The 14,966-nt window shown below is 70.5% G+C and carries 11 protein-coding genes; 4 read left to right on the plus strand and 7 right to left on the minus strand.

Annotated features, from left to right (window positions below):
* Positions 1 to 203: 203 nt before the first annotated feature.
* Complete coding sequence (locus tag VGZ32_RS06680) at positions 204 to 1,970, minus strand: proline--tRNA ligase (RefSeq protein ID WP_326884963.1); 1,767 nt, start codon at positions 1,968 to 1,970, stop codon at positions 204 to 206.
* A gap of 262 nt (positions 1,971 to 2,232) precedes the next feature.
* On the opposite strand from VGZ32_RS06680, the gene VGZ32_RS06685 reads away from it, so the two are divergent.
* Together VGZ32_RS06685 and VGZ32_RS06690 are read left to right on the plus strand one after the other, a co-directional pair.
* Positions 2,233 to 3,189, plus strand: a complete 957-nt coding sequence (locus tag VGZ32_RS06685) for a hypothetical protein (RefSeq protein ID WP_326884964.1) — start codon at positions 2,233 to 2,235, stop codon at positions 3,187 to 3,189.
* 109 nt (positions 3,190 to 3,298) lie between these two features.
* On the plus strand, positions 3,299 to 3,841 hold the full coding sequence (locus VGZ32_RS06690) for a methylated-DNA--[protein]-cysteine S-methyltransferase (protein WP_326884965.1): 543 nt from the start codon (positions 3,299 to 3,301) through the stop codon (positions 3,839 to 3,841).
* A 51-nt stretch (positions 3,842 to 3,892) separates the two neighbouring features.
* Here VGZ32_RS06690 and VGZ32_RS06695 read toward each other — a convergent pair whose 3' ends face one another.
* The 4 genes from VGZ32_RS06695 to dxr all read right to left on the minus strand — a co-directional run bounded on the left by VGZ32_RS06695 (position 3,893) and on the right by dxr (position 8,837).
* The gene (locus tag VGZ32_RS06695) at positions 3,893 to 4,759 is read right to left on the minus strand and encodes a GNAT family N-acetyltransferase (RefSeq protein ID WP_326884966.1); all 867 of its coding nucleotides are present in this window, start codon (positions 4,757 to 4,759) and stop codon (positions 3,893 to 3,895) included.
* Between the two features lie 109 nt (positions 4,760 to 4,868).
* A complete protein-coding gene (ispG, locus tag VGZ32_RS06700) occupies positions 4,869 to 6,023 on the minus strand; it encodes a flavodoxin-dependent (E)-4-hydroxy-3-methylbut-2-enyl-diphosphate synthase (protein WP_326884967.1) in 1,155 nt (384 codons plus the stop codon).
* A 169-nt stretch (positions 6,024 to 6,192) separates the two neighbouring features.
* Positions 6,193 to 7,404 carry an RIP metalloprotease gene (locus tag VGZ32_RS06705; RefSeq protein WP_326884968.1) on the minus strand — a complete coding sequence of 404 codons (1,212 nt, stop codon included), beginning with the start codon at positions 7,402 to 7,404 and terminating at the stop codon, positions 6,193 to 6,195.
* 197 nt (positions 7,405 to 7,601) lie between these two features.
* Positions 7,602 to 8,837, minus strand: coding sequence for a 1-deoxy-D-xylulose-5-phosphate reductoisomerase (dxr, locus tag VGZ32_RS06710; RefSeq protein WP_326884969.1), 1,236 nt, complete (start codon positions 8,835 to 8,837; stop codon positions 7,602 to 7,604).
* A gap of 329 nt (positions 8,838 to 9,166) precedes the next feature.
* On the opposite strand from dxr, the gene VGZ32_RS06715 reads away from it, so the two are divergent.
* The gene (locus VGZ32_RS06715) at positions 9,167 to 9,658 is read left to right on the plus strand and encodes a DUF4190 domain-containing protein (RefSeq protein WP_326884970.1); all 492 of its coding nucleotides are present in this window, start codon (positions 9,167 to 9,169) and stop codon (positions 9,656 to 9,658) included.
* Between the two features lie 29 nt (positions 9,659 to 9,687).
* Here the strand turns inward: VGZ32_RS06715 and VGZ32_RS06720 are convergent, their stop codons facing one another.
* Positions 9,688 to 11,133 carry an aldehyde dehydrogenase family protein gene (locus VGZ32_RS06720; protein WP_326884971.1) on the minus strand — a complete coding sequence of 482 codons (1,446 nt, stop codon included), beginning with the start codon at positions 11,131 to 11,133 and terminating at the stop codon, positions 9,688 to 9,690.
* A gap of 177 nt (positions 11,134 to 11,310) precedes the next feature.
* Positions 11,311 to 13,362, minus strand: coding sequence for a DUF2510 domain-containing protein (locus tag VGZ32_RS06725; RefSeq protein ID WP_326884972.1), 2,052 nt, complete (start codon positions 13,360 to 13,362; stop codon positions 11,311 to 11,313).
* Positions 13,363 to 13,656: 294 nt separating this feature from the next.
* Here VGZ32_RS06725 and gabT point away from each other — a divergent pair.
* Positions 13,657 to 14,966 (plus strand): 4-aminobutyrate--2-oxoglutarate transaminase (gene gabT / locus VGZ32_RS06730; protein WP_326884973.1); only part of this gene is annotated, 1,310 nt, incomplete at its 3' end.

Genomic DNA, 14,966 nt, shown 5'->3' on the forward strand with positions numbered 1-14,966 from the left:
CTGTCCCACCCGAACGAGATCCGTTTGGGCGAGGACCGCGAGTTCGCCGAGACCGGTGAGCTCGCCGCCGGGAAGCCGCCGGCTGGTGGCGTCGCGGTGCACGGGCTCCCGTTCAACCCGGTCGCCAAGCCGATGTCGCGCATCGGCCCTCGATGCGTGACATCGGCTCCTGCAGCAATCGGCTCTTACGGCGTCGGCCTCAGTCAGCCCAGCGCGGCGGCGCGGATCCGCTCGGCGGCCTGCGCGACCGGCACGTCCTGCCGCTCGCCGGTCGCCCGGTCCCGCACCTCGATCACGCCATCGGCCAGACCCCTGCCGACCACCACGATCGTGGGCACCCCGATCAGCTCGGCGTCCTTGAACTTCACGCCGGGCGAGACCCCGCGCCGGTCGTCGAACAGGACGCGCACCCCCGCCGAGTCGAGCTGCTCGGCGATCCCGGCGGCGGTGTCGAAGACCGCGTCGTCCTTGCCGGTGGCGACCAGGTGGACGTCGGCCGGGCCGATCCCGCGGGGCCAGACCAGCCCGAGCTCGTCGTACTTCTGCTCGGCGATGGCCGCCACCGCGCGCGAGACGCCGATGCCGTACGAGCCCATGGTGACCCGCACCGGCTTGGCGTCCGGGCCGAGCACGTCGAACTCGAAGGCGTCGGCGTACTTGCGGCCGAGCTGGAAGATGTGGCCGATCTCGATGCCCCGGCCGATGGTCAGCGCGCTGCCGCAGCGCGGGCAGGGGTCGCCGGCGCGCACCTCGGCCGCGCCGATGACGGCGTCCGGGGTGAAGTCACGGCCGTAGACCACGTGCGCCGCGTGCCTCCCGGCCTCGTTCGCCCCGGTGATCCAGGAGGAGCCGGGCGCCACCAGCGGATCGACCTTGTAGGTGTAACCCGCCTCGGCCAGGCCCTGGGGGCCGATGTAGCCGCGCACCAGCGCCGGGTGCTTCGCGAAGTCCTCGGCCTCGAACAGCTCGACCTCGGCCGGGGCGAGCGCCGCCTCCAGCCGCTTGATGTCCACCTCGCGGTCTCCGGGGACGCCGACGACCAGGATCTCCGGCTTGTCGGAGCCCGGGGCGCGCAGCTTGACCACGACGTTCTTCAGGGTGTCCGCCGCGGTGACTGTGCGGTCGAGGCCGAGGGTGTTGAAGAGCTGGACGAGCGAGTCGATGGTCGGGGTGTCGGGGGTGTCGTACACCTTGAGCGGGGGCTCGCCTGAGGCGTCCGGCGCGGCGCTATTTTGATCAACACCTTGCCGGCCCTCGACCGCCTCGGTGTTCGCCGCGTAGTCGCAGTTGGTGCAGGAGACGAAGGTATCCTCGCCGGTGGGCGCCGGGGCCAGGAACTCCTCCGAGGCGGAGCCGCCCATCGCTCCGGACATCGCGGAGACGATCCGGTAGTCCATGCCGAGCCGGGTGAACGTGCGGATGTAGGCCTCGCGGTGCAGCTCGTAGGCGCGCTTGAGGCCCTCGTCGTCCAGGTCGAACGAGTACGAGTCCTTCATCAGGAACTCGCGGCCGCGCAGGATCCCGGCGCGGGGGCGGGCCTCGTCCCGGTACTTGGTCTGGATCTGGTACAGGATGACCGGCAGGTCCTTGTACGAGGAGTACTCGCCCTTGGCCATGAGGGTGAACATCTCCTCGTGGGTGGGGCCGAGCAGGTAGTCCGCGCCCTTGCGGTCCTTGAGCCGGAAGATGTTGGGGCCGTACTCGGTCCACCGGCCGGTCGCCTCGTAGTACTCGCGCGGCAGCAGCGCGGGGAACTGGACCTCCTGCGCCCCGATCCGGTCCATCTCCTCCTTGACCACGCGCGCGACGTTGTCCAGCACGATCTTGCCGAGCGGCAGCCAGGAGTAGATGCCGGGGCCGACGCGCCGCACGTAGCCGGCGCGCACCAGAAGCTTGTGGCTCGGCACCTCCGCGTCGGCCGGATCGTCGCGAAGGGTCCGGAGGAACAGCGTGGACATGCGCGAGATCACTGCGGCGCTCCTCGGGTCAAGGGCCGGGCGCCGACGGGCGGCGGCGCCGTCGGATCGGCTCTCCATTCGTGCCGACAAGCCGTCGGCGGTTGTGCACACAGGATATCGGCACGGTGCGGGCGCCCCGCGCCGTTTTTGCCGGGCTGTGGATAACTCGTCCCCCGGCTTGGGCTGCTTCGGGCCGACATGAACGGACGTGAAACGAATCTGGTTCACTCGTTCTCTGTCACCACACACACTCCAGCGACTACATTGCGCTGCCATGGCGGTGTTTCGCTCCAAATCCTTCAAGGCCTCGTTCGATCCAGCGTTCGACGACATGGATCTCGTAGAGGCGCGCGACGAGCTGGCCCAGGGCCGCTGGGAGCCCACGCGCGACCTGCTGGAGGACACCCGCCGCAACTGGGACCGGCGCGCCCACCGGATCAGGGTGCTAGCAGACGCGGTCGCCGCGGCGGCCTGGGTGGAGCGGTGGCAGGCCCTTGATCCGGGCAATCCGGACGCGGCGGCGCTGCGCGCCCAGATCGAGGTCGTGCGGTTGGTGCGGTCGCGCAATCAGGTCAGGGAGACCGGAGGCAGCAAGACCGAGCGCGAGGTGGAGGAGCTGTGCCGCCTGGCCGCCAGCGTCGCGCCCAAGGATCCGGCGCCGTGGATCAGCCTGATCACACTCGCCCGCGCGCAGGCCGGCCTGAGCCGGGAGGCGTTCTGGGCGCGCTGGCAGGAGATGCGCGAGCGCGACGAGTGGAGCCGCGACGGCGGACATCAGACCCTGATCTACCTGTTCGGCGCGTGGCGCGGCTCGCAGGCGGAGATGTACGACTTCGCCTATTGGCTCGCCGGCGAGTCGCCCTCGGGCTCGCCGCTGGCCGTCCTGCCGCTCGTCGCGCACGCCGAGTCGTACCGGGCGCGCGCCGCCGACGGCCGCCCGGACAGCCGCGCCGGGCTCGACTACCACTGGGCCGGACAGCAGGTGAACGCCGACCTCGACCGCATCCTCGAGCGCTGGTTCCTGCGCTCGGTGTCAGCCCCCGCGCATGCTCAGGCCAAGGCCGATCTCAACTACCTGGCACACGCCCTCATTTACGCCGACCGGCATTCAGACGCCCGCCCGGTGCTTAAGGCCATAGGCCCGCACGTGACCCGGCTACCGTGGGCGTACACGGGAGATCCGGAGTCCACCTTTGCGTACTGGAGAAATCGCCTGCTTGGCGCCAGCTGAGCGGAAGACTCCGTCGAACAGGCACGTCATCGCCACGTCCGAAACCCGCCAGTGACGGTCAACTGAACCGTGCAGACTCAAGGGGCAGGCAGACGTGAGGAGAGTCGAGATGGCGACCAGGACGATGACCAAGACGGCGACCAAGACACCGGCCAAGACGCTGGATCTGCACCACACCACCACACCGCTCGGCCCGTTCGCCGTGCTCGTGGACGGCGAGACGGTGCACGCGGCGGGATTCACCGCGTCCGGCGAGGAACTGGCGCGCTACGCCGGAGTCGATCCGGACCGGGTCCGCGAGAGCGCTGGCGGGCACAGCGCCCTCGACGCCGTGCGCGACTACTTCGCCGGTGATCTGGACGCGCTGGACCGGGTTGAGACCGTCGAACGGCGCGAAGCCGGGCCGTTCACGGCCGCTGCCCGAGCCGCGCTGCGCAAGATCCCGGCCGGAACCACCAAGACGTACACCGAACTCGCCGCCACGGCGGGCAACCCGCGGGCGGTCCGGGCGGCCGGATCGGCCTGCGCGACCAACCCGGTGGCGCTCATCGTGCCCTGCCACCGAGTCGTGCGCGCGGACGGCTCGCTCGGCGGCTACCTGTACGGGCTCGACGTCAAGCGGGCGCTGCTCGACCACGAGCGCAGCCGCTGACGCCGTTTCGAAAGCGCTTCAGGTCAGCGCTGCTTCTTCACTGGCGGCGCTTCAGAAAAGGACCGAGGCGAACTCGGAGACCTCGCGGAATCCGACGCGGTGGTACGAGGCGCGGGCGGGCACGTTGAAGTCGTTGACGTAGAGCGAGACGACCGGCGCGAAGTCCCGCAACGCGTACTCGACCACCGCCGCCATCCCGCCCTCCGAGATGTGCCGCCCGCGGTACTTCGGATTCACCCAGACGCCCTGGATCTGGCAGACCGCGCGGGTGACCGCGCCGATCTCGGCCTTGAAAACGACCTCGCCGCCCTCGATCCAGGCGAACGCTCGGCCGTTGTTGACCAGTTCCGCGACCCGCTGGCGGTACATCCGCCCGCCGTCGGCCGCGATCGGCGAGACCCCGACCTCCTCGGTGAACATCGCGATGCAGGCGGGCATCATCACGTCCAACTCGGCCGCGCGCACCGGGCGGACCCGGAAGTCGGGGGCGATGGTCGGGGAGGACTCGCGGATCGTCATGACCGGCTGGTTGGGCCGTACCTCGCGGGCCGCATCCCAGTGCGGCGCCAGGTGCGACCACAGGTCCAGCGCGGCCTCCCGGGCGCCCACGATCGACGAGCAGCGCCGCCCCTGCCGACGTGCGCGGTCGGCGAAGGCGCGTACCGCCTCAGGTGTGGCGTTTATCGGCACCAGGTTCGCTCCGGAGAAGCACAGCGAGCTGAGCCTGCCGCCGGTCGAGTAGCCCCACATCTCACCGCCGAGCCGCCACTGGTCCAGGCCCGCCGACTCCACCCGCGACCCGATGAACGCGTTGTCGACCGGGTCGCGCGCCAGCAGGTCGAGTACCTCGCCGAGGTCGCCGTGTTCGAGCACGCGGACGGTCGACGCCGGACTGAGGAGTCGGGTCACGACGTTCATTTCGGCATTCACGCCTCTCGCCTGCGGCAGCCCACAAGCACACTCTACGGCCAGCGGAGGCGCCGTGGCCCCGCCGAATGTGACCCGATTCGCCACCGGCGCGGCGGATTCAGCCGACCGCTACCTCGGGCGCGCCGTCGCCGAGGTCCGCGCCCATCTCCTCGGCGAGCCGGACCGCCTCCTCGACCAGGGTCTCGACGATCTGCGCCTCGGGCACGGTCTTGATGACCTCGCCCCGCACGAAGATCTGGCCCTTGCCGTTGCCCGAAGCCACCCCGAGGTCGGCCTCGCGCGCCTCGCCCGGACCGTTCACCACGCAGCCCATCACGGCGACCCGCAGCGGCACGTTCAACCCGTCGAGCGCCGCCGCCACCTGATCGGCAAGCGTGTACACGTCCACCTGGGCACGGCCGCAGGACGGGCAGGAGACAATCTCCAGCCCGCGCTTGCGCAGCCCCAGCGACTCCAGGATCTGGGTGCCGACCTTGACCTCCTCGACCGGCGGCGCGGACAGCGAGACCCGGATCGTGTCGCCGATCCCCTCGGCCAGCAGCGCCCCAAAGGCGACCGCCGACTTGATCGTGCCCTGGAACGCCGGGCCGGCCTCCGTCACGCCGAGGTGCAGCGGGTAGTCGCAGGCCTCGGCCAGCTGCCGGTAGGCCTGGATCATCACCACCGGGTCGTTGTGCTTGACCGAGATCTTGATGTCGCGGAAGCCGTGCTCCTCGAACAGCGAGCACTCCCACAGCGCCGACTCGACCAGCGCTTCAGGGGTGGCCTTGCCGTACTTCTCGTAGAGCCGCGGGTCCAGCGAGCCGGCGTTGACGCCGATCCGGATCGGCACGCCCGCCGCCTGGGCCCGCCGGGCGATCTCGCCGACCTGGTCGTCGAACTTGCGGATGTTGCCCGGATTCACCCGCACGGCCGCGCAGCCGGCGTCGATCGCGGCGAAGACGTACTTGGGCTGGAAGTGGATGTCCGCGATCACCGGGATCTGCGACTTGCGGGCGATCGCGGGCAGCGCGTCGGCGTCGTCCTGGGACGGGCAGGCGACCCGCACGATCTGGCAGCCGGCCGCGGTGAGCTCGGCGATCTGCTGGAGCGTGGCGTTCACGTCGGAGGTGAGCGTGGTCGTCATCGACTGCACCGAGACCGGGGCGTCGCCGCCGACCGGGACGTTCCCGACCATGATCTGGCGGGACTTGCGGCGCGGCGCGAGCGGCTTCGCGGGCATGGACGGGACACCGAGTTCGACGGCGGTCATCGTGTCGGGCACTCCCAGTTCGTGTACAACGGTCGACTGTCACCACGCTACGGCACTGCAATCGCACGCCGTGCGTCGCGTCGGATCCCCTTCACCCGATCTTCACCGGCTATGCGCCGAACGGCACATCCTGACGGCGCGTCGGAAACGCGCCGTGCCGGACAGCGCGTCAGGACGGCAGCTTGAGCGGGTTGGTGATGTCCGCCGCGAGCAGAAGGATCATCAGTCCGCCGAACACCAACAGGAACGCGTAGGCGACCGGCAGCAGCTTGTTCAGATCCACCCGGTCCGGGGCGGGCTTGCGCAGCAGTCGGTAGACCCGCTTGCGCGCCTCCTCGAAGAGCAGGATCGCGATGTGCCCGCCGTCCAGCGGCAGGATCGGCAGCAGGTTGAACACCCCGACGAACACGTTGACGCTGCCGATCAGGCCGAGGAATCCGGCGAAGCCCGCGGCGCTGATCACCCCGCCGCTCACCTCCGCGATCCCGACCACGCTCATCGGGCTGTCGGCGGAGCGCTGGGTGTGGTTGACGGTCGAGGTGAACAGCTTGGGGATGGAGGCAGGGATGGCCGCGAGGCCGGAGAAGGTGCCCTTCACGACGGTCCAGAACTCGGAACCGGTGTACTTGACCGCCGAGATCGGGTTGTAGTGCTGGGTGTAGCTCCCCTGGCGCAGTCCGATCAGGCTCGCCGGGCCCGTCGCGCCGGTGGACGAGTTCAGCAGGACCGACTTGGCTCCGATCGGGACGACCGTGGTGGTGTGCGAGGCGCCGTTCGCGTCCGTATAGACGATCGTGGCCGGCCGGCCGGCGGGCAGTTGGTGCAGCTTGGTGGCCAGATCGTCGAAGTCCTTGATCGCCGCGCCGTCGACTGCCGTGATCACGTCGCCGGCCTTGAGCCCCGCCTGCTCCGCCGGAGAGGGGGCAGTCGCCGGATCGCAGCCGGTGGTCGAGCCGTCGGCGTTCATGCAGGTGGCGACGTCGCCGACCTTCGCGGTGGTGTCGGCCTTCTGCACCCCGAACGCGATCGGGATCAGGAAGAAGAGGAAGAGCGCGATCAGGAAGTGCACGATCGAGCCCGCGGACAGGGTGAGCAGCCTCTTGCGGGCGGGCTTGTTCTTCAGCGCCCGGTCCTCGTCGCCCGGCTCGACCTCGTCCAGGTCGGTCATCCCGACGATCTTGACGTAGCCGCCGGCCGGGATCGCCTTGACGCCGTACTCGGTCTCGCCCCGGCGGAACGACCAGAGCTTGGCGCCGAAGCCGACGAAGAACTCGGTGACCTTGCCGCCGGACCAGCGGGCGCACACCATGTGGCCCGCCTCGTGCAGCACGATCGAGACGAGTAGCGCCACCACGAACAGCACCGCGCCGAGCACGTTCACGCCGGGAAACCCGCCTTCATGTCGACGCTCCTCACCGTCACGCTGCCGCCGCAGCGCGCCGAGCCGCACCTGCACCTGGGCATCGCGCGCTCATCGGTCAGACGCGCGACGGTGTTCGGAAAGTTCCGGCCCCTCCAGAGTACCGAGCGGCCGGACATGGCACCGGAACAGACGGGCCCGCGGCTCGGGAGCGCCACTCAGCCGGAGGACGAGAGCTCGCGGGCGCGGGCCCGGGCCCACCGGTCCGCCTCCAGCACCGCCTCCAGGGTGACGACCCCGCCGCCCGAGTGCTCCGCCACCACCTTCTCCACCGTATCCACAATGCCGGTGAACGGGAGCCGCCCGGCGAGAAAGGCGCCGACGCACTCCTCGTTCGCGCCGTTGAACACCGCCGGGAAGGTGCCGCCGGTCTGTCCGACCTGCTTGGCCAGGCCCACCGCCGGGAACGCCTTCTCGTCGAGCGGGAAGAAATCCCAGCTCGCCGCCTTGGTCCAGTCGCAGGCGGGGGCGGCCTCGGCGACCCGGTGCGGCCAGCCGAGGGCGAGCGCGATCGGGATGCGCATGTCCGGGGGCGAGGCCTGGGCGAGGGTGGAGCCGTCGGTGAACTCGACCATGGAGTGCACGATCGACTGCGGGTGGACGACCACCTCGATGCGGTCGAACGGGATCCCGTAGAGCAGGTGCGCCTCGATGACCTCGAGCCCCTTGTTCACCAAGGTGGCGGAATTGATCGTGACCAGCGGTCCCATCGCCCAGGTCGGATGGGCCAGCGCCTGCTCGGGGGTGACGTCCGCCAGTTCCTCGCGGCGCCGGCCGCGGAACGGGCCGCCGCTCGCGGTCACGATGAGCTTGCGCACCTCCGCGGCGGAGCCGCCGCGCAGGCACTGGGCGAGCGCGGAGTGCTCGGAGTCGACCGCGGTGATCTGTCCGGGCGCGGCCAGTCCGGTGACCAGGTCGCCGCCGATGATCAGCGATTCCTTGTTGGCCAGCGCCAGAGTGCGCCCCGCTCGAAGCGCCGCGAGCGTCGCCGTGAGCCCCGCCGCGCCCTCGATGCCGTTCAGCACGACGTCGCAGTCCAGCGCGGCGGCTTCGGCTGCGGCGTCCGGTCCGGTGACGATCCGCGGCACCTTGTAGTCGCCGGTCGCGTAGCCGCGCCGCTGTGCCTCTGCGTAGAAGGCGAGCTGGAGGTCCTGAGCGGCGGTCGCGCGGGCAACCGCGACGGCCTCGACGCCGAGGTCCAGCGCCTGTTCGGCAAGCAGCGCGGCGTTCTTCCCCCCGGCGGCGAGGGCGACGACCCGGAACCGGTCGCGGTTGCGCTTGATCACGTCGATGGCCTGAGTGCCGATCGAGCCGGTCGAGCCGAGGATGACGATCCGCCGGGGCTCACCGGGCCGCTCGCCGCGGGATGACGGTGCGGTACTCGCTTCGCTCATGGGCGCCATTGTTCCGCACCGGTGGCCCACAGCGAGAGTCACGGTGAGAGCCACGGTCAGAGTCACTGCGAGAGCGCGGCAGGATAGCCCTATCATCGGATCACTACAGGACCAGCGACAGACGGGCGAGCGACGTGACAGCGCCGGACCACCCGAACCCGGAAGACGCCGTGCCGGGCACCCCGGCGCCGGGCGACCCATTCTCGGGCAATTCAGCATGGGGTAATTCGGCGCCGGGTAATTCAGCGCTGGATGACAGCAGCTTCGGCCATTCTGTCCCGGACGCGAACAGCCCACTTACTCCCCCGCCGCTCGCACCGCCGCCGCCGATGCCGTCACCAGCGCCGCAAGCTGCACCGGCCACCGGTCCGGCCACGCAGGCGGGCATCCCGGGCAGCCCGAACAGCTACGCGCCGTACGGCCCATACGCGCCGCAGGGGCAATACCCGCCCGGCCCGCCGCCCCAGCCGGGCTGGAATCAGCAGATGCCTTATGCCGCCCAGGGTGGGTATCCGTACGCGCCCTACAACCCCTACGGCTATGTCCAGCAGCGTGGGACGAGTGGTCTGGCTATCGCGTCGCTGGTCACCGGCATCTGCGGGTTCTTCTGCGTGACGCCGCTGGTGAGCATCGGCCTCGGGATCGCCGCGCTCTCCGACATCAGCAAGTCGGGCCGACCGGGCAAGGGCATGGCGATCGCGGGCATCATCCTGTCCGGGATCTGGATCGCCCTGATCGCGCTTTTCATCGCCACCGGGCACGGGGAATTCACAACGAACAACCCGCAGCAGACGCAGGTTCCCAACGGGACGTCCGCCTGAGGGTCGTGAGCGACCTGTGCCGCGGCTGCCTAGAGGTCGAGGCCGGTAAGTACAAGCACGCGCTCGTACGTGTAGTCCTCCATCGCATACTTGACGCCCTCGCGTCCGACGCCGGAGGCCTTGGCGCCGCCGTACGGCATCTGATCCGCCCGGTAGCTCGGCACATCGCCGATGACCACACCGCCGACCTCCAGCTCGCGGTGTGCGCGGAACGCTGTCTGCAGATCATGGGTGAAGACGCCCGCCTGGAGGCCGAACGCAGAGTCGTTGACTGCTGCGAACGCCGCTTCGGTGCCGTCCACCGCCTCGACCACAAGCACCGGGCCGAAGACCTCCTCGCGCACCACCTTGGCGTCGGCGGGCGCGTCGACGATGACGGTCGGCGCATAGGCAGTGCCCTGCCTCGTGCCGCCGGTGAGCACCTTGGCCCCGGCCGCGACCGCCTCGTCGACCCAGGACTCCACCCGCAGCGCAGCTGCCTCGTTGATCAGCGGGCCGACATCGGTCCCCGGGTCAGTCGGGTCACCGGTCCGCTGGGCGGCGACGGCGTCGACGAGCCGGGTGAGCAGCCGGTCATAGACGGCGCGGTCCGCGATCACCCGCTGCACCGCGATGCAGGACTGGCCGCCCTGGTAGTTCGAGAACGTCGCGATCCGGCTCGCCGCCCAGTCCAGATCGGCGTCGGTGGCGTAGTCGGCGAGCACCGCAGCCGCGGCGTTGCCGCCCAGCTCCAGGGTCACGTGCTTGTGCGGGACAGCGGCCTGGATCATCTCCCCCACCGGGCCGGAGCCAGTGAACGAGATGACCGGCAGGCGGCGGTCGGCGGTCAGCGCAGCCATGCTGTCGTTCGGCACCGTGAGCACCGACCATGACCCCGCGGGCAACTCGGTCTCGGCCAGGATCTCGCCGAGTAGTAGCGCGGACAGCGGGGTGCCCGGCGCCGGCTTGAGGATGATCGGGGCGCCGACCGCGATCGCCGGGGCCACCTTGTGCGCCACCAGGTTGAGCGGGAAGTTGAACGGTGCGATGCCGAGCACCGGGCCACGCGGGAAGCGGCGCACGATCGCGGTGCGCCCGGCCGCTGAAGCGTCGGTATCCAGCCGCTGGACCTCGCCGCCGAACCGGCGCGCCTCCTCCGCGGCCCAGCGGAAGACGGAGACGGCCCGGCCGACCTCGGCGCGCGCCCACTTGACCGGCTTGCCGTTCTCGGCGGTGATCAGCGCGGCGATCTCGTCGGCGCGCTCGGCCAGGCGGCGCGAGACGTGGTCAAGCGCGGCGGCGCGCACATGCGCGGGCAGGGCGGCGGCCTCCTTGGCGACCGCTTCCGCCGCGGCCATGGCCTGTTCGACCTGCGCCGGGGTGGGGACGGACACGCGGGCGACCAGTGCCCCGTCGTACGGGTTGGTCACCGGGAACGAGTCGTCTCCGGCCGCCGGGACTCCGGCGAGCCAGAACGGGCGCTGATCGATCGTCATCTGGACTCCTGCACGCGAACGCTTTACCGAGATCGAACAGTGAAACGCCAGCCTAGGTGGCAAGCTTCCCGCCGTCGCCCTACACCTTGGAGCCAGATTCCGGACAGCACCCCTCAAGCTGACAAGCACCGGAACGCCCGAGCGTCGCTCGCGGTGCCTTACGACTGGGCGTCAGCTTTAGGCGCGGAGGTTGACCAGGACCGGCGGCGTCCTTATCCCGTCAGGCGTGGCCAAAGACACCAACGCACGGCCGGTCGGCACGTCGTTGATGATCTCCGAGGGCGACCAGACCGGGCGCTCGACCGCGCGGGTGGCGATGGAGCGCTGGTATTCGACCGTGCTGCTCCCGGTGATCGCGGTGATGACCGACTTCTCCTTCTTCCCCCCCGGCGTCGCGCTGTGGCCGGTGCCGGTCGAGGTCGAGGAACCCGTGGTCACCGTGGTCTCCGCCTGCCACTGGGTGCCCCAGTATTCCGCGAAGTAGCGCGCGTCCTGCGGTTCGACCCCGGCGAACACGGCCTTGCAGCCGGTGCCGGTGAACACCGCGGAGCGCAGGTGCTCGGGAAACTGGCCCATCGACTGGGTCAGCAGCACGATCCCGGCGTTCGCGGCGCGCGCCCGCTGGAGCCCCTGCACCACGTATTCGTCCACGAACCGTCCGGCCTCGTCCACCAGCAGGCCCTTGAACACCGTGCGGTCGGCGTCCGGGGCGGCGACGACCTGCACGAACTGGGCGATGGCCAGCCGGGCGAGGATCCGCGCGGCCTGCGGAGAACTGCCTTCGGGCAGGGCGATGCGCACCCGGGTCGGCTTGTTGATCTCGCGCATGGAGAAGCGGCGCGGGCGGCCGTCGAACAGGTCCACCAGCGCGGGCCGGTCCAGCAGTCGCAACCGCTCGTTGAGCAGAGTGACCGGACTGTCCCGCAGCACCGCGTCGATCAGTTCGCGCAGTGTCGGGTACCGGTTCTCGCGCTCGTAGAAGGTCGAGATGACTGAGTAGAGGGCGTTGCGCGCTGCGGAGTCGGCCGCGGGGTCGCGGTGCGCGGTCTCGGGCGGCAGCACGGCCCCGGCCAACCGGTCGGCGGCCTCATCGGGCGTCGACGCACCGCCGAACAGGTCGAATCCCCAGCTCTGGACGCGATCCGCGGCCGCGCCGACCGGCCGGGTCGCATCGATGTCGATGTCGAAGAAGCCCGGCAGCACTTCGGGCCCGAAGGTCGACCCGGTCGGATCGATCACCACCACCGAGGCCAGGCCGACCAGCGTCTGCAACCCGAGCATCTCGATGATCGGGCGGGCGAACGAGCGGGTCTTGCCCGAGCCCGGCGGCCCCACCACCAGCATCGAGGTGCGCAGGACCTCGGTGTCGAGAGCGAACCAGCGGCGCTGGTGCGTCGCCGGGTTGCGCGGGGTGTCCACGGCGACGCCGAGCCGGGCCTGACCGGTGATCAGGTCGTGCTGCACCAGCCGCGGCACAGGCAGGTCACGCTGGTGAGACCCGTGGACGAACGCCGCGCCGCCGAGCTCCTCGATCTGCTCGGCGACCGGCCGCAACGGCTCGACACCGCCCTGGGCGCGCGCGGCGCGCGCCGACTGCTGCACCACTCGGGCGACGCGCACATAGTCCACGTCGGTCAGCTCGCCGCTGGCCAGCTCCTCGTCGAGGCGGCTCGCCGCCCGGTCGTAGCCCGCCGCGCGCAGGTCGGCCCACAGATCGGGGCGCACCGGCGGCGGCGCGGGAGCGGGCTTGGCCTCGGGCTTGTACCGCTCCCACAGGTGGCGCAGCGCGATGTGCCACTTGCCGTAGCTGCCGCAGATCAGGACCAGGATGGCCAGGTAAATCAGCTGCTCGAACCCGCCCGACAACCCGATGGACGACAGCGCGAGCCCCGCCGGGAGCAGCAGCGCGAGGTAGAGCACCGGAAGCGCGATCATGGCGTTGCGCACTCGCCGCCACAGGGAGGGGTCCAGGGGGCCGAGGCGGCCGCCGAGGTCGTCCGTTTCGGAGCGCCCGTAGGCGAAGACGCCCGGAAGGTCCATCAAGCGCGGTCCGTGCACCCATCCGAGCAGGTCGGGGCGGGTTTTCTCGGTCCAGGCTGAGCCGTTCCAGTAGCGCAGCCTGGCCGACCCGCTCGGACACGGGTACCAGCCCTCGCGCATGCCGCTGCGCTGGGCCGGAACCGTGGGCGGAGGTACCGGCTGGACCGGTGGTCCGTCTTGCACCGCCACTGCGCGACTCCCCTTTCGCCGGGTGAGCGGAACTCCGGTCGACGACCCGCCGATCCCGGGTTCGATCGTAGCGAGCCGCACGCCGGTTTCAGGCTCGTCCGGCTGGGCGACCCGCGGCGCGCGACACTGATACTCCTACCCGCTCCGACACTCTGACAGGCGTTCGGCGGAAATGCCCGACGCGCTGGCAGGTGCCGCGTGCGCGACCGTTGGTTAGGGTCGAGGACGACTGTCTAGTGGCCGCCGAATCAACGATGCTCGAAACACCCCCGCACCCGAAGGAGCACCCGGGAGATGACCATCCCCACCCGCCACGCCGGAGGCCCCTCGCTGCCGCAGGAGCGCCGGCTCGTGACCGAGATCCCCGGGCCAAAGTCACGCGAGCTATTCGCGCGCCGCAACGAAACGGTCGCCGCAGGGGTCTCGACCACGCTCCCGGTCTTCATCACCCACGGCGGCGGCGGCGTGATCGTCGACGTCGACGGCAACAGCCTGATCGACTTCGGCTCCGGCATCGCGGTGACCGGCGTGGGCAACAGCGCGGAGGCGGTGGTCAACCGGGCGGTCGAGCAGCTGCACCGGTTCACCCACACCTGCTTCATGGTCACGCCGTACGAGGGATACGTAGCGGTCTGCGAAGCACTGGCCGAGCTCACGCCGGGGAGCCACGCGAAGAAGTCGGCGCTGTTCAACTCGGGCGCCGAGGCGGTGGAGAACGCCGTCAAGATCGCCCGCTCGTACACCAAGCGGCAGGCGGTCGTCGTGTTCGACCACGCGTATCACGGCCGGACCAACCTGACGATGGCGCTGACCGCCAAGAACATGCCGTACAAGAACGGCTTCGGCCCATTCGCCCCGGAGGTCTACCGGGTTCCCATGGCATACCCGTACCGCTGGCCGACCGGCCCCGAGCACTGCGCGGAAGAAGCCGCGGCCCAAGCCATCTCGATGATCGACAAGCAGGTCGGGGCGCAGAACGTGGCCGCGGTGCTGATCGAGCCGATCCAGGGCGAGGGTGGGTTCGTCGAGCCGCCGGACGGCTTCCTGCCGCGCATCGCCGAGTACTGCCGCGCGAGCGGGATCGTCTTCATCGCCGACGAGATCCAGACCGGCTTCTGCCGCACCGGCGACTGGTTCGCGTGCGATCACGAGGGCATCGTTCCGGACCTGATCACCACCGCGAAGGGCCTGGCCGGCGGGCTGCCGCTGGCCGGAGTTACGGGGCGGTCCGAGATCATGGACGCGGCGCATCCGGGCGGCCTCGGCGGGACCTACGGCGGCAACCCGGTGGCCTGCGCCGCCGCGCTCGGCGCCATCGACACCATGCGCGCCGAGGACCTGGCCGGCCGCGCCCGCAAGATCGGCGAGGTCATGACCGGTCGCCTGGCGGCGCTGGCCAAGCGCCACCCGCAGATCGGAGAGGTGCGCGGGCGCGGCGCGATGATCGCGGTGGAACTGGTCGAACCGGGTACCAAGAACCCAGCTCCGGCCATCGCCTCGAAGGTCGCCGCAGCCTGCCACACCGCCGGACTCGTGGTACTGACCTGCGGAACCTACGGCAACGTGCTGCGATTCTTGCCCCCGCTGGTGATCGGCGACGACCT

It is taken from the genome of Actinocrinis sp., from assembly GCF_035938995.1.
GTDB lineage: Bacteria > Actinomycetota > Actinomycetes > Streptomycetales > Catenulisporaceae > DASZGI01.

Bases quoted from the DNA above. Each gene is read 5' to 3' on its own strand.
- VGZ32_RS06685 (WP_326884964.1), top strand. From the start codon at position 2,233: ATGGCGGTGTTTCGCTCCAAATCCTTCAAGGCCTCGTTCGATCCAGCG.
- VGZ32_RS06690 (WP_326884965.1), top strand. From the start codon at position 3,299: ATGGCGACCAGGACGATGACCAAGACGGCGACCAAGACACCGGCCAAG.
- VGZ32_RS06695 (WP_326884966.1), bottom strand. From the start codon at position 4,759: ATGAACGTCGTGACCCGACTCCTCAGTCCGGCGTCGACCGTCCGCGTG.
- ispG (WP_326884967.1), bottom strand. From the start codon at position 6,023: ATGACCGCCGTCGAACTCGGTGTCCCGTCCATGCCCGCGAAGCCGCTC.
- dxr (WP_326884969.1), bottom strand. From the start codon at position 8,837: ATGAGCGAAGCGAGTACCGCACCGTCATCCCGCGGCGAGCGGCCCGGT.
- VGZ32_RS06715 (WP_326884970.1), top strand. From the start codon at position 9,167: ATGCCGTCACCAGCGCCGCAAGCTGCACCGGCCACCGGTCCGGCCACG.
- VGZ32_RS06720 (WP_326884971.1), bottom strand. From the start codon at position 11,133: ATGACGATCGATCAGCGCCCGTTCTGGCTCGCCGGAGTCCCGGCGGCC.